Source organism: Streptomyces sp. NPDC085946 (assembly GCF_044540485.1).
Lineage (GTDB): Bacteria > Actinomycetota > Actinomycetes > Streptomycetales > Streptomycetaceae > Streptomyces.
Genome location: NZ_JBITSF010000004.1, coordinates 158537 through 179992, shown reverse-complemented (window position 1 = coordinate 179992; position 21456 = coordinate 158537). Strand labels below are relative to the sequence as shown.

Sequence of the window (21456 nt, the reverse complement as noted above, 5' to 3'; positions counted from 1 at the left end):
GCCGGACGGTCCGCGCGAGCACCCGGACGGGGGATGCGGCGGGCGCCGGACGCGGCGTCAGGCGGCGGGCAGCGTCGGCTGGACGCGCCGCACGAACGCCGCGTTGTCCGCGGTGGCGCGCATCCGCTCCAGCAGCGTCTCCAGGGCGCTGTGCCCGTCGCGGTCCCGCAGGGCCCGGCGCAGTCCGCGTGCGGCCGTCAACTCGGCGGGGGAGAGCAGGAGTTCCTCGCGGCGGGTGCCGGAGGCGGTGAGGTCCACGGCCGGGAACAGGCGGCGGGAGGCCGGTTCGCGGCCGAGGCGGAGCTCCATGTTGCCGGTGCCCTTGAGCTCCTCGAAGAAGAAGTCGTCGGCACGGGAGCCGGTCTCCACCAGCGCCGTGGCGAGGACGGTGAGGGAGCCGCCCTCCTCGGTCCGGCGGGCGGCGCCGAAGAACCGCTTGGGCCCGGCCAGCGCGGCCGCGTCGACGCCGCCGCTGAGCGTGCGGCCACCGGCCGCGGCCGCGTTGTTGTGCGCCCGGCACAGCCGGGTCAGGGAGTCGAGGAGGATCACGACGTCCTCGCCCGCCTCGACCAGCCGCTTGGCCCGTTCGATCACGAGTTCGGCGAGCGCGATGTGCTGCCCGGCCGCCCGGTCGAAGGTCGAGGCGTACACCTCGCCCCGCACCGAGCGCCGCATGTCGGTGACCTCCTCGGGACGTTCGTCGAGCAGCACGACCATCAGCCGGCACTCGGGGTGGTTGCCGGCGATCGCGGCGGCGACCTGCTGGAGGAGCACGGTCTTGCCGGTCTTGGGCGGGGCCACGAGCAGGCCGCGCTGGCCCTTGCCGACCGGCGCCATCAGGTCCAGGACCCGCCCGGCCAGGCCGGCCGCCGGGTGTTCGAGGCGCAGCCGCTGGTGCGGGTGCACGGGGGTCAGCTCCCGGAAGTGGCGCCGTCCGCGCAGTGCGCCGGGCGTACGGCCGTTGACCCGTACGACGTCGCCGACGCCGCCCCGGTCGCCCCGGACGCCTTCGACGAGGTCGCCCGCGCGCAGACCGAGCCGGCGGACCAGCGCGGCGGCGACCGGCGGGTCGGCCGGTGAGGGCAGGCAGTTCGCGCCGCGCAGGTGCCCCTTCCCGCTCGCGTCGAGGTCGAGGAGGCCGGTGACGATCCGGGCCGCGGAAACGGGCCGGGCGGCGGGCTGTTCGAGTGTGGTGGTCATGGGTGGGTGTCCTTTCGAGGACGTGCGGCACGAGGCATGCGAAGGAAGGGGAGAAGCCGCGCGGGGAGGGCGGACACGCGCCTCCGGGCGGCGGGAACAGCACCGGAATCCGAGGGGGAACCCCTGCTCGCGGAGTGGTGCGGGGAAGCCGGCACGCCGGTCGCGCGGCGACGGACGGGCTCGGCGAAGGGAGAGGAGGAACGGCACCGGCACCCGGTACGGGGCGCACAGACATGCTCGTCGCACTGTACCACCCGGTGCGGATGGCGTGAAGGACGGACGGTGCGGGGCGGGCAGGCGGTGCACGGGCGTCAACGCGAGCGCCGGCGGCCGCATTCCCGCACCCGGACACCGGGATGGAAACGCCGAGGAGGCGGGAGGCGCCGAACGGCCGCCCTGCCCCGCCTCCCTCGCGTCACACCGCGGCGGACGCCCGCCGCGCCGGCCCCTCCCGCGTGACGGCGCGTCCCTGACCGGGCGTCACCCCGCGGGCGCGCACGGCTGCTGCCCGGTGGTCACGCGGGAGGGGGCGGGCACGAGGCGCGGCTCACGCGGACCGCGTCTGCGCGTCCCGTGCGATCTGCTCGAACCGCGCCCCCATGGCCTCCGCCAGCGCCTGGGCGCCCGACAGCGGGCGGACCATGACCATGAGGTCGTCGATCAGGCCGTCCTCGCCGACGTGGAGGAAGTCGCAGCCGGTGATCCGGCGGTCGCCGACCCGCGCGGTGAAGACCAGCGCGTGGTCGTGGCCGTCCGCCCCGCTCATCTCCCGCTCGTAGCGGAAGTCCTCGAAGACCTCCACGACGGCGCGCAGGATCGCCGCCGTGATCGCCTTGCCGGTGTACGGCTTGAAGACGACGGGGCTGGTGAAGACGACGTCCTCCGCCAGCAGCGCCTCCACGGCGTCGAGGTCGGACGCCTCGACCGCCGCCCGGAATGCCTTCATCGCAACCCCTGTAGTCAACTTGTTGAATAGGTGCGGAGTAGAGTAGTCAACCGCCGTTAGCATGTCCACATGTCCCTGAAGTACGCCGTCCTGGCCGCCCTCCTGGAAGGCGAGGCCTCGGGCTACGAGCTGTCCAAGGCGTTCGACGTCTCGCTGGCCAACTTCTGGGCCGCGACACCGCAGCAGCTCTACCGCGAGCTGGAGCGCCTCGCGGGGGACGGGCTGATCGAGGCCCGGGTGGTGCGGCAGGAACGCCGGCCGGACAAGCGGATGTTCACGCTCACCGAGGCCGGGCGCGCGGACCTGCGCGCCTTCGCCGCCGAGCCGCCCCGGCGCCCCACCGCCATCCGCGACGAACTCCTGATCAAGATCCAGGCCATGGACGGCACCGACCCCGAGGCGACCCGGGCGCTCGTCGAGGAGCGCGGGGCATGGGCCCGCGCCAAGCTCGCCCGCTACGCGCGCGTCCGGGAACGGCTCCTGGCGGGCCGCAGCGAGGAGCGGTACCTGGAGGAGGCCGACCGTATCGGGCCGTACCTCACGCTGATGGCGGGCATCGCCTTCGAGGAGGAGAACGTGCGCTGGTGCGAGCGCGTACTGGCGGTCCTGAAGCGGCGGGCTCCCCTAGGCTGAGCCGATGTTCAGCCCTGAAGGCCCGAGTCTGCGCGAACTCGCCGTCCAGGCGCTGTCGTCCGTCCAGCGCGGCTACGACCTCCTCGCCCCCAAGTTCGACCACACCCCCTTCCGGACGCCGCCCGCCGTGCTCGACGCGGTGGCGGCGGCCCTGGAGCGCACGGGGCCCGTCGACGCCGGGCTCGACCTGTGCTGCGGCACGGGCGCCGGCGTCGAGGTGCTCGCCCGGGTGTGCCGGGAGCGGGTCACGGGGGTCGACTTCAGCGCGGGCATGCTCGCCGAGGCGCGGCGGCGCACCCGCCCGGCGGGCCCGCCGGTCTCCTGGGTCCGTGCCGACGCCCGCGCCCTGCCGTTCGGGCCCGCCTTCGACCTGGTGGTCAGCTTCGGGGCGTTCGGGCACTTCCTGCCCCGGGAGCTGCCGGGCCTGTTCGCGCAGGTCCACGCCGTCCTCAGGCCCGGCGGCCGGTTCGCCTTCCCGCTGGTCGCCCCGCCCCGTCCGAGCTCCCCCGGGTACTGGGCGCTGCTGGGCTTCGACGCGGTGATGCGGGTGCGCAACGCGCTGTGGCGGCCGCCGTTCGTCATGTACTACCGCACGTTCCGGCTCGGGGAGGTGCGCCGCGAGCTGGAGCGGGCCGGGTTCCGGGTGGAGCTCCGGGCGCTGCCCGAGTTCGGGCGGCGCCCGGACGGCAGCCCGCGGGTGCGGCTGGTCGTGGCCCGGCGGCGGGACCGGGCGGATTCCCCGGACCGTACCGTTTGATTTTCCAACTCACCCGGCTAGGGTGGGCCCGTGACCGTAACCACCGACACCGAGACCCGGATCGACCCCGCGTGGCGGTCCTGGGAGGGAGGGCACGGCGGCCACGTCGCCGCCGTGGCCCTGGCCGCCGTCCGCGACCGGTTCGCCGGCGGCGCCCACCCGGTCCGCACCCTCACCACCCACTTCCTGGCCCCCGTCACCGCGGACCCGCTGCACGTCTCCGGCACCGCCCCGTCGACCGGGCGCCGCACCGCGGCCTGCGTCTTCACCGGCCACCAGAACGGAGCGCCGGTCCTGCTCGGCTCGGCGCTGTTCGGCCCGGCCCGCCCGGGGCCCGCGCACGCCGGGCGCCCCGCGCCGGACGTGCCCGGCCCGCAGGACCGCGCGCCGCTGCGGCTCGCGCCGTGGCTCGCCCCGTTCGCCGGGCAGCTGGAGATCCGGCCCGCCACGGCCGACCTCCCGCTCGCGGGCGGTCCCCGCGCCGAACTCGTCGCCTGGGTGCGGTTCCTGGACGGGCGGGCGCTCGACGCCGCGGCCGTCACCACCCTCACCGACGTGCTGCCGCCCGCCCTGTTCGCCCGCTGGCGCAGCCCGCGCCCGGTCCCCACGGCGGAACTCACCGTCCACTTCACCGGCGCCCTCGACGACGCCCCCGAAGGCTGGGCCCTGGTCCGGATCCGCACCGAGGAGGCCGGTGGCGGCTGGGCGGTCGACGACAGCGCGGTGTGGTCGGCGGAAGGTGCCCTGCTGGGCCTGGGGCGCCAGGCGAGGGTCGTCCGCGGCGCGCCCGGTCAGCCGGCGGACGGCAGGGTGAACTCGTAGACCAGCGCCTCCTGCTGGGCGCTCACCACCAGGTCGGTGATCTCCAGCGGCCGGCCGTGCTGGTCGTGCACCCGCCGGGTGACCCGGACCGACGGCGTGCCGGGGAGCGGGGTGATGCAGTCGCGGTGGTGCAGGGTCAGGCCCGCCGAGCGCATCCAGTCGTAGGCCCGCCGCAGCTGGGCGCGGGCCGGCCCGTCGGCGCGGTCGCGGTAGCGGGCCAGTTCCTCGACCTCGGCGAGGGCCACGGCGGAGAACGACGTCACCGCCGTGCGCAGTCCGCGCCCGTCGGCGGTCGCGCACCGGTAGCGGTGCACCAGCGTGGGCCGGTCCGGGGCCAGCCCCAGCGCCCTGGCGTGCTCCGCCGGGGGAGCCTCCCAGGCCACGGTGGCCCGGGCCGCGGCACCCGGGTCCGCGGCCCGGGCGCCGACCGGGAAGGTGAGCCAGGCCGGGGTCTCCACCGGCAGCCCGGGCAGCGTCGCGTGGCTGCCGCGCCGGTCGGTGGTGACCAGCCCGTCCCGGCGCAACAGCTCCAGCGCCTGCCGTACGGTCTCCCGGCTGACCCCGAAGCGGCCGGCCAACCGCCGCTCGCCCGGCAGTCGTTCACCGGGCGGTATCGCCCCGTCGCGCAGCTCGCCGAGCAACTGCGCCGCGATCCGCCGGTACAGCGGACCTCCTTGGGTCGGCGGGGGGTCGTGCGGGGTGGTGCGGGCCATGCCGCGCCTCCTGGTGGTCACGTGCGGTAGCCGTACGGGCTCGGTGCGCCACCAGATCTAGCATTGGTCTAAACCACTAGGGAAGGGTGGTCCGGGGGTTCGGCCGAAACAGCACCGCCCCCGCCCGTGTCACAGCGCGCCGTACACGGCGTCCACCAGCGCCGTCTTCCGCGGGTCGTCGGCGATGCGGGAGCCCATCCGGTTCATGACGTACCCCAGCGACACGCCCGCCTCCGGGTCGGCGAGCCCGCACGAGCCGCCGAAGCCGTCGTGTCCGAAAGCGCGCGGGTTGGGGCCGTACGAGCCGTTCTCGCCGCTGAGCCACAGACCCAGCCCCACCTCGGTCTCGTGCTCGAACCCCGCCCCGAGCACCAGGTCCCGGCACCTGCCCTGCCCCTCGCGCACCCGCTCGGCCGCCTCCGCGCCGAGCACCCGGTGGCCGTCGTACGTGCCGCGGCCCGCGAAGACCGCGTAGAGCGCGGCGACGGCCCGGGCGGTGCCGTGCCCGTTGGCGGCCGGTATCTCCGCGGCCCGCCACCCGGGTGTGTTCGCCTCGGCGGCGCCCACCGAGGGGTTGGCCAGCGCGGCGATCGCGGCGGGCTCCAACTGGGCGAACACCGCCGCCTGTTCACCGGCGGCGACGGGCGGCCGCACCAGCTCGGCCACCCGTCCGGCCTCCTTCTCCGGCAGCCCGACGGTGAAGTCGACGCCGAGCGGCCCGGTCACCTCCCGCTCCAGGAACGCCCCGGGCAGCAGCCCGGAGACCCGCCGCACCACCTCGCCGACGAGATGACCGAACGTCAGCGCGTGGTACCCCGACCGCGTCCCCGGCTCCCACCAGGGCGGTGTCGCCGCGAGCCGCTGGGTGGTCAGCTCCCAGTCGTACAGCTGCGCGAGCGAGTGCGGCTCCCGCAGGCCGGCCAGCCCGGCGCGGTGCGACAGCAGGTGCCGTACGAGCACCCGCTCCTTGCCCGCCGCGGCGAACTCCGGCCAGTACGCGGCCACCGGCGCGTCCAGGTCGAGCAGGCCCCGGTCGGCGAGGAGGTGTGCGCACAGCGCCACCGGCCCCTTGGACGTCGACCACACGTTGACCAGGGTGTCCCGCTCCCAGGGGCGGGTGCGGGCCGCGTCGGCCCAGCCGCCCCACAGGTCCACCACCGTCACGCCGCCGACCATGACGGTCACGGCGGCCCCCAGTTCCTCCCGCACCCGGAAGTTCTCCTCGAACGCCGTGCGCACCGCCGTGAAACGCGGGTCGCAGTGGCCGTGAACCGCCACCTCGTGCTCGGGCATCGCCCCTCCCTCGACCGTCGGAAGCCCGGGCCGCGTCGCCGCGCACCCGGGCGCCCAGAACGTACCGACTGGTCGGACCAAGAGGGAACCCTGTCGGCGGAACACGGCCGGATCAGGCGTACGACCGCATCCAGCGCAGCTTGGCCGCCTCCTGGTGGGCGCCGCCGCCCTCGTGGTCGTTGAACTCGTACACCTCGATCGCCTTGTCGTCGTGCGCCCAGGCGTTGAACGCCGCGAACACCGTCGACGGCGGGCAGGTCTGGTCCTCCAGGGCCGCCGAGAACAGCGCGGGCGCCCGGCCGCGGGCGGCGAAGTGCACGCCGTCGAAGTAGGAGAGCGTGCGCCGCGCCTCCTGCGCACGGCCCCGGTGGGTCCTCAGGTACAGGCCGATCTCCCGGTACGGGTGGCGGTCCGTCGTCGTCGTCGCGCGCGGGAAGTCGCACAGGAACGGCACGTCCGGGGCCACCGCCGCCAGGTCCGGGACCAGGCCGCCCACCGCTATCGTGATGCCGCCGCCCTGGCTGGTGCCGAGGGCCACCGTGCGCGCCGGGTCGGTCAGCGGGTGCGACCGGGCCGCCTCGACGGCGCGCACCGCGTCCGTGAACACCCGCCGGTAGTAGTAGTGCTCGGGTGCCTCCAGGCCGCGCGTCATGTACCCCGGGTACGCGGGCCCGCCGCCCACCGGGTCGGGGGTGCCGCCCCCGCCGCCCCAGGCGCTGCCCTGCCCGCGGGTGTCCATCACGAAGTGCGCCCGGCCGGTGGACGCCCACAGCAGGTGCTCGTGCGGCAGGCCCCGCCCGCCTCCGTAGCCGACGAACTCCACGACCAGCGGCAGCGGCGCGTCCGCACCGGCGGGCAGCGTCAGCCAGCCCTTGACCGGGTGCCCCCCGAAACCGGCGAACGTCACGTCGAACACCTCGACCGTGGTCAGCCCCGTGTCGACCGGCTCGAAACGGGCGTCCAGGTCGTGCTCGCGCGCCTCCTGGAGCGTCTTGGACCAGAACGCGTCGAAGTCCTCCGGTTCGGTGGAGGCGCTGCGGTACTCGCGCAGTTCGTCGAGCGGCAGGTCGAACAGGGCCATCGGGGACCGCCTTTGCGGGGAGAGCCGTGCGGATGATCGATCACACCGTACGTCGGTGATCGGAGGACTGGCCAGAGTCCCGCCGCACTCCGTCCGCCGGCCCGACGCCCCGGGTGCGCGCTGCTCCGCTGGTCACACACGTGTCACCGCGCGCCGGGGGCGACGGGCGGAGGCGCTGCCGGAGGGCTTGACGGGGGCAGGTGGTCGGGTCACCGGGCCGTCGGTGTCCGGAAGGGCCGGTGTCCGGAAGGGCTGGCGTCCGGAAGGGCCGGAGTCGGAAGGGCCGCCGCCCGGAGGGCCGGGCAAGCCGCCGTGGACCGCCGCCGGGTCCTCCGCGCCGCGCCACGGTTACGCGCGCCCGCACGGAAGAGGTGTCCCGCACGGCGGACACCGCCCGCCGCCGCGGCCCGCGCGGGCGCCGGGCGGAGCGTGCCCGCCCGCGGATCGGCGGGACGCGGGAGGCGGGGCGGTACCTCGTGAGGGTGGGCCCGTGGGCCCGTGGGCCCGTGGGCCGGGGGTGGAGGGCGGCGGGCGGTGCTCCCGTCGTGCTTGCCGGGCCCGTGCCGCCGTGCCGAGCCGGCGGGCAGGGGCCCGGCCGCGGCACGGCGAAGCGCCGGCCGCCCGCGGGGAGACGGCGCGGCCGCCACCCCGCGGGCGGGTGGCGCGGCCGTCAGCCGAAGCGCTCGATACGGATCCGGTCCACCGGCTGGCCGGCCGCCACCAGCAGGCGGGAGGCGTGCTCGGCGAAGGCGTTGGACCCGCACACATAGGCCTCCCACCCACCAGGCACGCTCTCCGCCAGGAGCGGCGCCACATGCGCGGCCGTCATCCGTCCCACGGGCACGCCCTCCGGCGCGCGCCGGGTGAACACGGGGGTGGTCTCCGCGCCGTACTCCCGCGCGTAGAGGAGGTCCTCCGGGGTGCGCGCCGACACCAGCAGCCGCAGCGGCACGGACAGGCCCCGCGCCCGGTGGTGCCGCACCATCGACATCAGCGGGACGACGCCGGAGCCGGCCCCGACCAGCAGCGCGGGCCGGTCGCCCGGCCAGGCGAAGAAGCCGCTCAGCGGACCGCGCAGCTCCACCCGGTCACCGGGCCGGGCCACCGTGTGGAACCAGCCCGAGACCTCGCCGCCCTCGACGTGGTCGAGGGTGAGCTCGACGTGGCCGGAATCGTCCGGCGCGGACGCGATCGAGTAGTGGCGCTGGGCCACGTAGCCGTCCGCGGCGGTCAGCCGCAGCATCAGGTGCTGGCCGGGCAGGTGCCCCGGCCAGTCGGGCACGGCGAACCGGAAGGTCGCGGCACGCGGCGTCTCGCGGCGGATCGCCGTGAGCGTGGCGGTCCGCCACACCGCGGCGGCCTGCTCGCTCACGGCGATCCGCCCGGGCACGGCGAACCGCGTCGGGGGAGTGAAGGGGAACCCTCCGGCCGGCTCGTCGGACAGCTTCTCAGTCACCGGAGTACCGCTGCTCCTCCCACGGGTTGCCCCGCGCGTGGTAGCCGTTCTGCTCCCAGAAGCCCGGCTCGTCGTGGCCGAGGAGCCGCAGGCCCGCGATCCACTTGGCGCTCTTCCAGAAGTACAGGTGCGGCACGATCAGCCGGGCGGGACCGCCGTGCTCGGCGGCGAGCGGGCGCCCGTCGTACTCCCAGGCGATCCAGGCGCGTCCGCCGGTCAGGTCCGCCAGCGGCAGGTTCGTGGTGTAGCCGGTGTGCGCGTAGGCGACGGCATGGGTGGCGGACCCGTGGGGCCGCACCGCGTCCAGGAAGGCGTCGAGGGAGACGCCCGCGAACCGGGCCCCGAACTTCGACCAGCCGGTCACGCAGTGGATGGCGCCCTCGTACGCCGAGGAGGGCAGCCGGTGCGCCTCGTCCCAGGTCCAGGTGCGGGGCTCGGCCACCAGCCCGTCGATCCGGAAGGTCCAGTCGGCGGGCGACAGGTCGGGGGTGACCTCGGCGGACAGGACGGGCCAGTCGTCGCCCGCGTCGTACTGGCCGGGCGGCAGCCCGGGGTTGTCGACGCGCGGACGCCCGGCGAAGCCTCGGGTGACGTTCATGCGGGTGGTGCCTCCGTACGTGTGTGCCCCCCAACCGTACGGGGTCGTCCGGCCGAACGGGCCCCCGGACCCGGCCCATCGGGTAGTGTGACGCTCCGGCTGCGGACGGTCCCGGCCGTCGGAAGCCGAGGAGGTGAGACCCATTACCGCTGTGCCGGCTCGGGTGCTCTCACCTCAAGGCAGCGCGGATCACCGGCAGTAGGTGACCGCGGGAGCGCCCTTCGTCCTCCGAAAGGCTCCTGGCTTCCATGCCGTCTTCCTCTTCCGTCCCGTCGTCGTCCTCGTCGGCGTCACCGGTGCCGTCCCCTTCCCCGTCCTCCCGCGACTCCGTGGTGGCCGCGCTGCGCGCCGCCGGCTGCGTCTTCGCGGAGGACGAGGCCGAGCTGATCCTGACCGCCGCGCGCACCCCGGACGAGGCCGCCGCCCTGGTGGCGCGCCGGGCCGCGGGCGCGCCCCTCGAACTCGTCGTCGGCTGGGCCGAGTTCCGCGGCCTGCGCATCGCCGTGGAGCCGGGGGTCTTCGTCCCCCGGCGCCGCACCGAGTTCCTCGTCGAGCAGGCCCTCGCCCTGGCGCCCGGCGCGGCCGTCGTGGTGGACCTGTGCTGCGGCTCGGGTGCCGTCGGGGCGGCGCTGGCCGCCGGACTGGGCCCCGTCGAGCTGCACGCCGCGGACATCGACCCGGTGGCCGTGCGCTGCGCCCGCCGCAACGTCGCCGCGGCCGGCGGACAGGTGCACACGGGCGACCTGTTCGAGGCGCTGCCCGCCGCCCTGCGGGGCCGCGTCGACATCCTCGCCGCCAACGTGCCCTACGTACCCAGCGGCGAGATCGGGCTGCTGCCGGCGGAGGCCCGGGACCACGAGCCGCTGACCGCCCTCGACGGCGGCGCGGACGGCCTGGACGTCGTGCGCCGGGTCGCGGAGGAGGCGCCCCGCTGGCTGGCGCCGGGCGGCTGCGTCCTGGTGGAGACCGGCCGGCAGCAGGCGCCGGCGGCCGTCGACGCCTTCGAGCGCGGCGGCCTGACGACGCGTCTGGCCGTCTCCGAGGAGGGGTACGCCCATGTGGTGACCGGCGTACGGCCGTGAGGGCGCGGGCCGTCAGGCCGACTCCGTCACCCGGGCGATCAGCAGGGCCACGTCGTCGGAGTTGTCCGGCTCGTGCAGGGTGCGCAGCAGGAGGTCGCAGACCTCCTCCAGGGGACGGTCGGGGCCGCCGAGCAGGTCCAGGAGGGTGGCGAGCCGTTCGTCGAGCGGGTGCCGCCGCGTCTCGACGAGACCGTCGGTGTAGAGCACCAGCCGGTCGCCGGGCTCCAGGTCGACGGTGGTCGTCGAGAAGGTGACGCCGCCGACGCCGAGCGGCACCCCGGTGGGCAGGTCGAGCAGCTCCGGGGCGCGGCCCGCGTGCATCCGGACCGGCGGCAGGTGCCCGGCGTTGGCGATGTGGCACTGCCGCAGCCGGGGGTCGTGGACGGCGTAGACGCAGGTGGCGATGGCGTCGTCCAGCCCGATGGTGATCTTGTCGAGGTGTTCGAGGAGCAGGGCGGGGTCCAGGTCGAGGGAGGCCAGCGTGTTCGTCGCGGTGCGCAGCCGCCCCATGGTGGTGGCGGCGGTGATGCCGCTGCCCATCACGTCGCCCACCACGAGCGCCGTCTTGCCGCCGTCCAGCGGGATCACGTCGAACCAGTCCCCGCCGACCTCGCTGGTGGCCCCGGCGGGCTGGTACCGGGAGGCCACCTCCAGCCCGCCGGTCATCGGCGGATGGCTGGGCAGCAGGCTGCGCTGGAGGGTGAGCGCGGTGTCGCGGGCGTTCTGGTACCAGCGCGCGTTGTCGATCTGCACGGCCGCGCGGGCGGCCAGCTCCCGGGCCAGCAGCAGGTCGTCCTCGCCGAACGGCACCGGGTTGCCGGTGCGCTTCAGGTCGAGGGCGCCGAGCACCTCGCCGCGCGCGATCAGCGGCACCGCCAGGTAGGAGTGGACGCCCGCCCGGCGCAGCAGCTCCGCCGCCTCCGGGGAGCGGGCGATGCGGGGCAGGTCCTCGTCGGCGACGTGCGGCAGCATCACGGGGTGCGCGGTGCGCACGCACTCGGTGACGAGGCGGTCCGGGGCGTACAGCGCGACGTGGCCGGGCGGGTCGGCCGCCAGCACCGCGTCGGGGGCGTGCGGCCCCTGGACGGCCAGGGCGCGGATCACCGCGGACTCGGCCGGTCCGAGGCTGCTGCGGTGGCCCTTGACCACCGCGTCCAGCAGGTCCACGGCGGCCACGTCGGCCAGTTCCGGCACGGCCACGTCGGCGAGCTCCCAGGCGGTGTGGTCCAGGTCCAGGGTGGTGCCGATCCGGGTGGAGGCGTCGGCGATGAGGGCCAGGCGGCGCCGGGCGGCCTCGGTCTCCAGGCCGGCCCGGTACTGCTCGGTGACGTCCTGGGCCATGCCCGCCAGGCCCAGGACGGCCCCGTTGGGGTCCTCCAGCCGGTACAGGGAGACGGACCAGGCGTGGTCCTCGTCCGGGTGGGCCGGGGTGCGGCCCACCATGCGCTGGTCGATCACCGGGCGGCCGGTGGCCAGCACCTCCCGCATGGCGGCCTCCACGGAGTCGGCGTCGAGCTGCGGCAGCAGCTCCCGGACCGTGCGGCCGATCTGCTCCTCGGCCGGGATGCCGTTCAGCCCCTCCAGCGCCCGGTTGACCGAGACGTAGCGCAGCTCGGTGTCCACGACCGCCAGCCCGATCGGGGACTGCTCGATCATCCGCGTCGACAGCGCCAGCTCCCGCTCCAGACGGCGCACCGTCGACTGGTCGACGCACAGCCCCAGCGCGTACACCTCCCCCCGGTCGTCCTGGAGCCGCATGTTGCGGAACTCCACCAGGCGGGTGCTGCCGTCCCTGTGCCGGACGGGGAAGGCCCCGGCCCAGTCCCGGCCGGTCTCCATCACGTCGGCGAACAGCTTGACGACCAGGTCCACGTGCTGCTCGTGGATCATGATGCGGGCGGCGTACTGCCCGAGGGCCTCCTGCGCGGTGTACCCGAACAGCTCCTCCGCCTGCGGGCTCCACAGGACGATCCGGCCCGCGGCGTCCAGGACGACCGAGGCGACGCGCAGCACGTCCAGCAGCCCGCTCGGCTCCACCGGCCCGCGCGCCGGCTCGTCGCCCCCGGCCACGGGAGACCCGGCTGCACTCATCCCACGCCCGCCTTCGCCGATCCTTCGCGGCACGCCGTCGCGGTGCCGACTCCCCTTGTTCTACCGCGCGAGGAGCCGTTCCTCGACGCCTGCGCGGTCTCCTTCCACCTTCTCCCAACACGGCGGCCGCCGCCGTGCGGAAAACGGCGGGACGGCGGCGCTCCCGCCGGTAGTGCTCGGCGGAAGGTGGTGCTTTGCTGGGGTTGGGGTGGGTACGGCAGTGCCGCCACGAGAGGAGCGACCACGATGGACCGCGAGCGAGCGCACCCGGAGTCCGTCTCGGTGGAGATCAGCGGATGCGGCAAGGACGACGCCCGGATCGTGTTCGACACGCTGTGCGCCTGCTTCGCGTCGGACCGCTGCTCGGACGACGTGCCGGAGGAACTCCATCGGACGCGTCCGACGGTGTGGCTCGGCACGTTCGACGTCGCCGACGCCCACGAGGCCGCGCGCCCGGCCCGGCTGCACGCCTCCGTCGTCGCGGACGCGCACGGCGGGTACTGGGCGATCGACCGCTTCCGCGAGACCCTCGACTCCCTGTTCGCCGTGCACGACCTGAGCTCGGCCTCCGGCGACCAGGAGAAGGAACTGCACGTCAGGCTGGAGAACCGGTGAGGTGAAACGAGGGGTCCGCCCGCGGGCACCGGCCGGCGGGCCCTGGGCTGTGCCCTGCGTCACGCCTTATGCAACTAGTTGCATAAGGCGTCCGTCGTCCTCTACAACTACGGGGACGACACCGCGCACGGAGGGCCCGATGACCCGTTACCCGCACCTGCTGACCCCGCTCGACCTGGGTTTCACCACCCTGCCCAACCGGGTCCTCATGGGCTCCATGCACGTGGGTCTGGAGGAGGCCGACAACGGCTTCGCCCGCATGGCGGAGTTCTACGCCGAGCGCGCCCGCGGCGGGGTGGGCCTCATCGTCACCGGCGGCATCGCCCCCAACGAGGAGGGCCGGCCGTACGAGGGCGGCGCCAAGCTCACCACCGAGGCCGAGGCCGAGCGGCACACCGTCGTCACCGACGCCGTGCACCGCGCGGGCGGGCGGATCGCGATGCAGATCCTGCACTTCGGCCGCTACGCCTACCACCCGGACCTCGTCGCCCCGAGCCCTCTCCAGGCGCCGATCAGCCCCTACCCGCCCCGCGAGCTCACCGACGCCGACGTCGAGCGCACCGTCGACGACTACGTCCGCGCCGCCCGCCTCGCCCGGCGGGCCGGCTACGACGGCGTCGAGATCATGGGCTCCGAGGGCTACCTGATCAACGAGTTCGTCGCCGCCCCGACCAACCGCCGCACCGACCGCTGGGGCGGCGCGTACGAGAACCGCATGCGCTTCCCCGTCGAGATCGTGCGCCGCGTGCGCGAGGCGGTCGGCGAGGACTTCATCCTGATCTACCGGCTGTCCATGCTGGACCTGGTGCCGGGCGGCTCCACGCTCGACGAGGTGATCGAGCTGGCCCGGGCCGTCGAGGCCGCCGGGGCGACGATCATCAACACCGGCATCGGCTGGCACGAGGCCCGCATCCCCACCATCGCCACCTCCGTGCCGCGCGGCGCCTACACCTGGGTCACCAAGCGGCTCATGGGCGAGGTGTCGGTCCCGCTGGTCACCACCAACCGCATCAACACCCCCGACCTCGCCGAGCAGTTGCTCGCCGAGGGGTACGCCGACATGGTGTCGATGGCCCGGCCGATGCTCGCCGACCCCGACTTCGTCGCCAAGGCCGCCGCCGGCCGCCCCGAGGCGATCAACACCTGCATCGGCTGCAACCAGGCCTGCCTCGACCACACCTTCAGCGGCAGGATCACCTCCTGCCTGGTCAACCCGCGCGCCTGCCACGAGACCGAACTGGTCCTCGCCCCGACCCGGCTGCGCAAGCGCGTCGCCGTCGTTGGCGCCGGACCCGCCGGCCTGGCCTGTGCGGTGAGCGCCGCCGAACGCGGCCACGACGTCACCCTGTTCGACGCCGCGAGCGAGGTCGGCGGCCAGCTCAACGTCGCCCGCCGGGTCCCCGGCAAGCAGGAGTTCGACGAGACGCTGCGCTACTTCCGCACCCGGCTCGACGAGCACGCCGTCGACGTCCGGCTGAACACCTGGGTGGGCCCGGACGACCTGGCCGGTTACGACGAGGTCGTCGTCGCCACCGGCGTCACCCCGCGGGTCCCCGACATCCCCGGCGTCGACCACCCGAGCGTCGTCGGCTACCTCGACGTGCTGCAGGGCGGCGCCCCCGTCGGCGAGCGCGTCGCCGTCCTCGGCGCCGGCGGCATCGGCTTCGACGTCGCCGCGTACCTCACCGACGGCGGCGACAAGGCCCACGAGGACCCGGCCACGTACTTCCGTCACTGGGGCGTCGACCTCGACTACCGCGCCCCCGGCGGCCTCGCCGCGCCCGAGCGCCCCGCCCCGCCGCGCACCGTCCACCTGCTCCAGCGCAAGACCACCAAGGTCGGCGCCGGCCTCGGCAAGACCACCGGCTGGATCCACCGCACCGAGCTCAAGCACCGCGGCGTCACCATGGTCCCGGGCGTGCGCTACGACCGGATCGACGACGCCGGACTGCACGTCACCGTCGGCGGCGAGAGCACGGTGCTGGAGGTCGACACGGTCGTCCTGTGCACCGGGCAGGAACCGCGCCGCGACCTGTACGAGCGGCTCGTCGCCGACGGGCGCTCCGTCCACCTCATCGGAGGCGCCGACGTGGCCGCCGAGCTGGACGCCAAGCGCGCCGTCAAGCAGGGCACCGAGCTGGCGGCGGCCCTGTAGGGGAGGCCCGGGGCGTCCGGCGCGTCCCTAGGATGACCGCATGTCACTCCCGCACGCGATCCTCACCGCCCTGCTCGAGAAGCCGTCGTCGGGGCTGGACCTGACCCGCCGGTTCGACAGGTCGATCGGCTACTTCTGGTCGGCGACGCACCAGCAGATCTATCGCGAGCTGGGAAAGCTGGAGGCCGAGGGCCTGATCCGGGCCCTGCCCTCCGAACAGCCGGCGCGCGGGCAGAAGAAGAGCTACGAGGTCCTGCCCGCGGGCCGTGCGGAACTGGCCCGCTGGACCGCCGCCTCCCAGGACCCCAAGCCGCACCGCGACGCCCTGCTGCTGCGGCTGCGGGCGGCGGCCGTGGTCGGCACCGCGGGCCTCGAGGCCGACCTGCGGCGCCATCTGGAGCTGCACGAACGCCAGTTGGCGGAGTACCGGGAGATCGACGAGCGCGACTTCCCGCCCGGCCGGGACAGTGCCCAGGACCGGCTGCGGCACCTGGTGCTCCGGGCCGGCATCGACCTGGAGACCTTCTGGACCCAGTGGCTCAGGCGCGCGCTCGCCGAGTTCGACGACCTGCCGGACCGCGAGGCGGGCTGACACGGCCGGGCCGGGAACCGGCCGACGCGGCCGGAGCGCGAACCGGGCGGAGACGGCCGCAGCGCTGCTGACCGGGCCGACGCGGCCGGAACGTGCCGTGCCCGTCTCAGAGGCGGTACGGCTTGTTGCGGCGGCGCAGGTACCAGCCCGTGGCGACGAGCCCGGTGCTCACCAGCGCGCCGCCCGCCACCAGGGTGAGGGTGCCGTAGTCCTTCGAGCCTCCGCCGAGCCCGCCCATGACGCCGCGGGACGGCGACACGGTGGGGGTCGGCCGCGGGGTGGCGGGCGCCGAGACGATGACGGACTGGGAGCCCGCGGTGGTCCCGTTCGAGCAGATGACGATGACGGTGTACGTGCCCGGGCTGACGTTCGACCAGGCGGCGGACTGGTTGGCGGCCGAGCCCGACAGGGCGACCTGGCGGCCCTGGGAGAAGTTCGCCTGGCCGCTGGTCAGCAGCGAGGCGGTGCCCCAGGCACCGCTGCTCTCGGTGCACGCGCTGGTGGTGACCGAGACCGTCGAGCCGCTGGTGCTCACGGAGATCCCCGGAGCGGCGGCCGCGCCGGTGGTCAGGGCGAGCGGGAGCGCGGCGGCGGCTGCCGCAGTCAGGCCGTAGCGGACAAGTGGCTGTGCGTTGCGCATGGTGGCTGCCTTCCGGCGGCACGGCTGGCGGTACATCCCTTGCGCCGCCGAGGTCGGGGAAACGCCCGTGCTGCCTTCAGGGGCATCCCATGCGCCCGGCGGCCGTGCCGCAGCCCGGCCGCCGCCGGGCAGGTGACGAACTGGCCCGTACGGGGGAACCCGGGCAGCCGGTCACGCCGGCCCGCCGCGCGGCGCGCCGGCCCCCTTCGGCGCGCCGGCGCACCGCCTCCTCAGCGCCCCGCGCCCGTCGTCACCGTCCGCTCCGCGGAGAACCCGCCCCAGGTGCCGTCCGGCAGCTTGGCCCGCAGCCGCACCCGGTGCCTGACCCCGCTCTCGCGCCCCACGTAGAAGCTGTACGTCGCCCGGTCGCGCGGCGCGTTCCCGCCGAACACCAGCGAGGTGGCCGGCCGGCCGTCGAGGTGGACCTGGTACTCCGTGATCACGCCGTCCGTGCGCGGCGGGACCCAGCTGAGGTCCAGGTGGTACGCCCCGTCGGCCGCCCGGCTCGTCACCCGGAACCCGGTGGGCGCGGTGGCCCCGCCGGCGTCGCGGCCCGGGGTGGTGAGCCGGACGGCGGTGCCGGCGGGGGAGACGTTGTCCGCCGCGTCCCGGGCCCGGACGGTGAAGACGTACCGGGTGCCAGGCCGCAGCCCGGTCACCACGGCCGCCGTCTGCGACCCGCCCACACTGTGGATCTTCGTCCCGCCCTGGTGGACGTCGTACGACACCACGCCCCGGTCGTCCGTCGACGCGGACCAGGACAGCTGGACGGCCCGGCTGCCGACCGCCCGCCCCTTGAGCGCCGAGGGGCGGGTCGGGGCCGCGCGGTCGGCCGGGGCCGCCTCGGGCGTGGTCGCCCGGACCTCCCGGCTGGGCGGCCCGAGCCGCCCCTCCGTGTCCCGTGCCCGCACGGTGAAGGCATAGGTGGTGGACGGCCGGAGCCTGGTGACGTCCACCATGTGCTCGGAACCGGGCACCTCCTTGACCTTCGTGGCGCCGCGGTACACCTCGTAGGCGCCGATCCCCGCGTCCGTGGTCACCGCGTTCCACATGACGTGCACGCTCGTCGCGCTGCCGGCCGCGGCGGTGATCCCCGTCGGCGCCCCGGGCAGCCGCCCGCCGTCGTCGCCGTCCGGACCGCCCCACCCGCAGGAGGCGAGGGAGGCGACGAGGCCGAGCGCGCCGCAGAGCGCGGCGCCGCGGCGCAGGGCGGCGGGGAAGGGAAAGGGAACGCCTCGCACGACTCTGCCTCCCCGGGCGTACTCCGCATTGGTCCACACCAATATGGCGCCGTCGACGCGTCCACATCAAGAGGGTGGCGCGGGTGACCCTGCGCCCAGGGGTACGTATGCTGAAGTTGCTCACGGCCGAACTCCTCCCGAGAGGCGATGAGTTCGTGCCTGTGGCGCGGACCGCTGTCGTCGCAGATCCCGCGCCGGCGCCGCGGCCGGGCGGCCGGGCCCCGCGAAGGGCCCAGGCCCCCGGCCGCTGTCGGCGGACCGGCGCACCGCACCGTCGGGCCCTCCTCCGGCAGCCGCCCGCTGGGCGCCGAGAGTCTTTTCCTCGTCGTCGTGCCCGCTCCCGGGCCCGTTCCGGTACCACTGGCCCACGGCATCCGGAGCGGACCGGTCGTGGCCGTCGCCCACCGGGACCGGAACCGGGTGCGGTACGCGGTCGTCGGCGACACCGGCCCGCGCGGCGGCGGCACGGGTTCCGGCGTCACGTACATCCTCTTCGCGGGCGCGCGGGCGCGCGGGTGACGCCCGCCGAGGACGCGAGGCGGCCGTGGCGGCCGTGGCGGCGGGCGAGCGGCCGGCACGGGAGTCGTCGTCGTCGGCTGAACCACCGCCCCGCACAAGGTCGGTGGCGATGTGTCAGACGGCTGCCCAGCCGTCGTCGACGGGCAGGATCGCGCCGTTGATGTTGCCCGCCGCGTCCGAGGCGAGGAACACGATCGCGGCGGCCTGCTCCTCGGCCCGGGCCAGGCGGCCGAGGTTGACGAAGTGCGGGCCGAGCGTGGCCGGGCCGTGCGCGCCCTGCTCGGCGTCCACGGCGATGCCCGTCCGGGTGCCGCCCGGGCAGACGGCGTTGGCGCGTATGCCCTGCTTCCGGTACATCACCGCCAGCGACTTGGTCAGCCCCACCACGCCGTGCTTCGAGGCCGTGTACGCGGCGCCCGCCGCGCTGCCGCGCAACCCGGCCTCGGAGGCCGTGTTCACGATCGCGCCCCGGCCCGCCGCCAGCATGTGCGGCAGCACCGCCCGGGTGAGCAGGAAGGGCGCGGTGAGGTTGACGCGGATGACCCGCTCCCACTCGGCGTCGCTCACGTCCGCGAGGGCCGACATGCGGTCCATGATCCCGGCGTTGTTCACCAGCACGTCCACCCCGCCGAAGCGCTCCAGGGCGGTGGCGGCGACCCGGTCGACGACGTCCTGCGCGCTCAGGTCGCCGGTGACCGCGACCGCCGTGCCCCCGGCCCGCCCGATCTCCTCGACGACCGACTTCGCCCCCTCGGCGTCCAGATCGGCCACCAGTACCAGGTCCCCCTGCGCGGCGAAGGCCAGCGCGGCGGCGCGCCCGATGCCCGACGCCCCTCCCGTGACGATGACGCCGCGCCCGTCCACTCCACTGCCCGCCATGAGGTCTCCCCTCCCTGTGTGGGCGGACACCATGTCCGCCGCGCACACCCTACGACTTAATGTCGCTCAGTGACGGAAAGTCGTCGTGGAGAATTCCGGGAGAGCGACGACCGCGCCGGAGGAACAGCAGATGACCGCAGCCCGCGGACGCACAGGACGACCGCCCCTCACCGAGGAGCGCAGGGCCGAGATCCGGCTGGACATCGCCCGGGCGGCGGTGGACCTGTTCGTCGCCCAGGGCGTCGCCGCGACCACCGGGGAACAGATCGGGCAGGCGGTCGGCGTCTCGGCGCGGACCGTGTGGCGGTACTTCCCGAGCAAGGAGAGCTGCGTCCGGCCGCTGTTCTCGGCCGGCATCGACCTGATCGCCGGGTGTCTGCGGCGCTGGGCCCCCGGCCGGCCCCTGGAGGAGGTCCTGGACCGCGAACTCCTGGCCGACGACCGCCTCCTCGCCGGTCCCGAGCGCGTCACCGTCGGGGCGCTCGTCCGCCTCACCCGCACCGAGCCGGGCCTGCGGGCGGTCTGGCTCCAGACCTACGACGAGGCCGAGCCGGCGTTCGCCCGCGCCCTCGCCGACCGCGCCGGGCTGCCCGCCGGCGACCTGCGGCCCGCGATCCAGGCGGCCATGTTCAACGCGGCCCTGCGCGCGGCGGTGGAGCACTACGCCTGGCGTACCGCCGACCCGCGCACGGACGCCGCGACGGCCCGGACCGAGCTCGCGGCGACCCTGCGCGCGGCTCTCGCCGTCGCGTCGCAGGGACTGACCTGACGGCGGGACCCGCCCGGCCGGGCCGGACCGGCGGCCCGGGGCACTCCCTGTGCCGGCCCGTCCGACCTGCCCGTACCCGACGCCCCGTCCGGACGGAGACCGGACGCCCCTTCCGCCCCGTCCGGGCCGAACGGTTCCACCGTCCCGTCCGGGCCGAACGGTTCCATCACCCCGTCCGGGCCGAACAGCTCCATCACCCTGTCCGGACCGGACGGCTCCATCACCCCGCCCGGCCCGGACGGTTCCACCGTTTCCGCCGGAACGGCCCGCCCGGGCCGGCCACCTCACCCGATCACGCGATCACCCGATCACCCGATCACGCGATCACCCGATCACGCGATCACGCGGAAGCCCTTCACACCTTCCGGTACGCGTACGCCTCCGCGGCCGCCGCCTCCACCGCCGCGAGGTCGGCTCCCGCCGAGGCCGTGACGACGGCGGCCACCGCGCCCTCGACGAACGGCGCGTCCACCAGGCGGGTGCCGGCGGGGAGTTCGTCCCCCTCCGCGAGCAGCGCCTTCACGGTGAGCACCGCGCTGCCCAGGTCGGTGAGGACGGCGACCCCGGCACCGCGGTCGACGGACGCGGCGGCCGCCGCGATCAGCTCGGCGCTCGTGCCGAGCCCGCCGTCCTCGGTACCGCCCGCCGCGGCGACCGGCACCGCCGTGCCGCCGCCGGCCAGCCCCTTCGCCAGGTCGGCCACGGACCTGGCCACCTCCGCGCTGTGCGACACGAGGACGATCCCGACCAGCTTGCCGTCACTCACCTGCGGCCTCCACGAGTCCGGCGACGAGCAGCGCCGCCGAGGTGGCGCCGGGGTCCTGGTGGCCGATGCTGCGCTCGCCGAGATAGCTCGCCCGGCCCTTGCGCGCCTGCAACGGGATCGTCGCCTCGGCGCCCCGCTCGGCGGCGTCCCGCGCCGCGGCGAAGGACTCGCCGAGCGCGTCCACGGCGGGCACCAGCGCGTCGATCATGGTCTTGTCGCCCGGCGCGGCACCGCCGAGGGTCCGCACCGCGTCCACCCCCGTGCGCAGCGCCTCGGCCAGCTGGGCCGTGCTGACCTCGGGGGCGTCCCCGAGCGCCTTGCCGGTGCGGCGCAGCAGCGTCCCGTACAGCGGGCCGGAGGCACCGCCGACGGTCGAGATGAGCTGCCGTCCGGCCAGCGTCAGCACCGCACCGGGCGTGGCGGGCGCCTCCTTCTCCAGGACGGCGGTCACGGCGGCGAAACCGCGCTGGAGGTTGCTGCCGTGGTCGGCGTCCCCGATGGGGGAGTCGAGGGCGGTGAGCCGTTCCGCCTCGCGGTCCACGGACGCGGCGGTCGCCGTCATCCAGCGGCGGAAGAAGTCGGCGTCGAGCACTGGATCTCCTTGCGTG

General features: G+C 75.4%; 22 protein-coding genes. 9 read left to right on the top strand and 13 right to left on the bottom strand.

The window, feature by feature from the left end:
* Nucleotides 1–57: 57 nt before the first annotated feature.
* Both rho and ACIF8T_RS10870 read right to left on the bottom strand, forming a co-directional pair.
* Nucleotides 58–1200, bottom strand: a complete 1143-nt coding sequence (rho, locus tag ACIF8T_RS10875) for a transcription termination factor Rho (RefSeq protein ID WP_400033419.1) — start codon at nt 1198–1200, stop codon at nt 58–60.
* 547 nt (nt 1201–1747) lie between these two features.
* On the bottom strand, nt 1748–2146 hold the full coding sequence (locus ACIF8T_RS10870) for a nuclear transport factor 2 family protein (RefSeq protein ID WP_400033417.1): 399 nt from the start codon (nt 2144–2146) through the stop codon (nt 1748–1750).
* 69 nt (nt 2147–2215) lie between these two features.
* On the opposite strand from ACIF8T_RS10870, the gene ACIF8T_RS10865 reads away from it, so the two are divergent.
* Genes ACIF8T_RS10865 through ACIF8T_RS10855 form a run of 3 tightly spaced genes read left to right on the top strand, consistent with a single transcriptional unit; the run spans nt 2216 to nt 4358 of the window.
* A complete protein-coding gene (locus ACIF8T_RS10865; RefSeq protein ID WP_400033415.1) occupies nt 2216–2779 on the top strand; it encodes a PadR family transcriptional regulator in 564 nt (187 codons plus the stop codon).
* 4 nt (nt 2780–2783) lie between these two features.
* Complete coding sequence (locus ACIF8T_RS10860) at nt 2784–3536, top strand: class I SAM-dependent methyltransferase (protein ID WP_400033413.1); 753 nt, start codon at nt 2784–2786, stop codon at nt 3534–3536.
* A 30-nt stretch (nt 3537–3566) separates the two neighbouring features.
* Nucleotides 3567–4358 (top strand): acyl-CoA thioesterase, encoded by a 792-nt coding sequence (locus ACIF8T_RS10855; RefSeq protein ID WP_400033411.1) that lies wholly within the window; start codon nt 3567–3569, stop codon nt 4356–4358.
* Here the strand turns inward: ACIF8T_RS10855 and ACIF8T_RS10850 are convergent.
* The 5 genes from ACIF8T_RS10850 to ACIF8T_RS10830 form a co-directional block, all read right to left on the bottom strand.
* Nucleotides 4328–5071 (bottom strand): GntR family transcriptional regulator, encoded by a 744-nt coding sequence (locus ACIF8T_RS10850; protein ID WP_400033409.1) that lies wholly within the window; start codon nt 5069–5071, stop codon nt 4328–4330. The two genes, ACIF8T_RS10855 and ACIF8T_RS10850, sit on opposite strands and share 31 nt — an antisense overlap.
* A gap of 129 nt (nt 5072–5200) precedes the next feature.
* Nucleotides 5201–6364, bottom strand: a complete 1164-nt coding sequence (locus ACIF8T_RS10845) for a serine hydrolase domain-containing protein (RefSeq protein WP_400033407.1) — start codon at nt 6362–6364, stop codon at nt 5201–5203.
* Nucleotides 6365–6476: 112 nt separating this feature from the next.
* Complete coding sequence (locus tag ACIF8T_RS10840; protein ID WP_400033405.1) at nt 6477–7445, bottom strand: acetylxylan esterase; 969 nt, start codon at nt 7443–7445, stop codon at nt 6477–6479.
* Nucleotides 7446–8115: 670 nt separating this feature from the next.
* On the bottom strand, nt 8116–8889 hold the full coding sequence (locus ACIF8T_RS10835) for a ferredoxin reductase (RefSeq protein ID WP_400033915.1): 774 nt from the start codon (nt 8887–8889) through the stop codon (nt 8116–8118).
* A gap of 4 nt (nt 8890–8893) precedes the next feature.
* Nucleotides 8894–9499, bottom strand: a complete 606-nt coding sequence (locus tag ACIF8T_RS10830; protein WP_400033403.1) for a sulfite oxidase-like oxidoreductase — start codon at nt 9497–9499, stop codon at nt 8894–8896.
* Nucleotides 9500–9747: 248 nt separating this feature from the next.
* Here ACIF8T_RS10830 and ACIF8T_RS10825 point away from each other — a divergent pair, with 248 nt between their 5' ends.
* Nucleotides 9748–10581, top strand: coding sequence for a putative protein N(5)-glutamine methyltransferase (locus ACIF8T_RS10825; protein ID WP_400033401.1), 834 nt, complete (start codon nt 9748–9750; stop codon nt 10579–10581).
* Nucleotides 10582–10593: 12 nt separating this feature from the next.
* Here the strand turns inward: ACIF8T_RS10825 and ACIF8T_RS10820 are convergent, their stop codons facing one another.
* Nucleotides 10594–12672 (bottom strand): SpoIIE family protein phosphatase, encoded by a 2079-nt coding sequence (locus ACIF8T_RS10820; RefSeq protein WP_400033399.1) that lies wholly within the window; start codon nt 12670–12672, stop codon nt 10594–10596.
* Nucleotides 12673–12918: 246 nt separating this feature from the next.
* Between ACIF8T_RS10820 and ACIF8T_RS10815 the strand changes: the two genes are divergently transcribed.
* The 3 genes from ACIF8T_RS10815 (at nt 12919) to ACIF8T_RS10805 (ending at nt 16034) form a co-directional block, all read left to right on the top strand.
* Complete coding sequence (locus ACIF8T_RS10815; protein WP_400033397.1) at nt 12919–13287, top strand: hypothetical protein; 369 nt, start codon at nt 12919–12921, stop codon at nt 13285–13287.
* A gap of 139 nt (nt 13288–13426) precedes the next feature.
* On the top strand, nt 13427–15442 hold the full coding sequence (locus ACIF8T_RS10810) for an FAD-dependent oxidoreductase (RefSeq protein WP_400033395.1): 2016 nt from the start codon (nt 13427–13429) through the stop codon (nt 15440–15442).
* Between the two features lie 40 nt (nt 15443–15482).
* On the top strand, nt 15483–16034 hold the full coding sequence (locus ACIF8T_RS10805) for a PadR family transcriptional regulator (RefSeq protein WP_400033393.1): 552 nt from the start codon (nt 15483–15485) through the stop codon (nt 16032–16034).
* 106 nt (nt 16035–16140) lie between these two features.
* On the opposite strand, the gene ACIF8T_RS10800 is transcribed toward ACIF8T_RS10805, so the two are convergent.
* Together ACIF8T_RS10800 and ACIF8T_RS10795 are read right to left on the bottom strand one after the other, a co-directional pair.
* Nucleotides 16141–16674, bottom strand: coding sequence for a hypothetical protein (locus tag ACIF8T_RS10800; protein ID WP_400033391.1), 534 nt, complete (start codon nt 16672–16674; stop codon nt 16141–16143).
* A 230-nt stretch (nt 16675–16904) separates the two neighbouring features.
* Entirely contained in the window at nt 16905–17915 is a 1011-nt protein-coding gene (locus ACIF8T_RS10795; protein WP_400033389.1) for a fibronectin type III domain-containing protein, read from the bottom strand.
* 390 nt (nt 17916–18305) lie between these two features.
* Between ACIF8T_RS10795 and ACIF8T_RS10790 the strand changes: the two genes are divergently transcribed.
* A complete protein-coding gene (locus ACIF8T_RS10790; RefSeq protein ID WP_400033387.1) occupies nt 18306–18434 on the top strand; it encodes a hypothetical protein in 129 nt (42 codons plus the stop codon).
* Between the two features lie 114 nt (nt 18435–18548).
* On the opposite strand, the gene ACIF8T_RS10785 is transcribed toward ACIF8T_RS10790, so the two are convergent.
* On the bottom strand, nt 18549–19313 hold the full coding sequence (locus tag ACIF8T_RS10785; RefSeq protein WP_400033385.1) for an SDR family NAD(P)-dependent oxidoreductase: 765 nt from the start codon (nt 19311–19313) through the stop codon (nt 18549–18551).
* 130 nt (nt 19314–19443) lie between these two features.
* On the opposite strand from ACIF8T_RS10785, the gene ACIF8T_RS10780 reads away from it, so the two are divergent.
* Nucleotides 19444–20082 (top strand): TetR/AcrR family transcriptional regulator, encoded by a 639-nt coding sequence (locus ACIF8T_RS10780; protein ID WP_400033383.1) that lies wholly within the window; start codon nt 19444–19446, stop codon nt 20080–20082.
* A 355-nt stretch (nt 20083–20437) separates the two neighbouring features.
* Here ACIF8T_RS10780 and ACIF8T_RS10775 read toward each other — a convergent pair whose 3' ends face one another.
* Nucleotides 20438–20848, bottom strand: a complete 411-nt coding sequence (locus ACIF8T_RS10775) for a PTS-dependent dihydroxyacetone kinase phosphotransferase subunit DhaM (RefSeq protein ID WP_400033381.1) — start codon at nt 20846–20848, stop codon at nt 20438–20440.
* A complete protein-coding gene (dhaL, locus tag ACIF8T_RS10770) occupies nt 20841–21440 on the bottom strand; it encodes a dihydroxyacetone kinase subunit DhaL (protein ID WP_400033380.1) in 600 nt (199 codons plus the stop codon). The genes ACIF8T_RS10775 and dhaL overlap by 8 nt, the downstream gene beginning before the upstream one ends.
* Nucleotides 21441–21456: the final 16 nt, after the last annotated feature.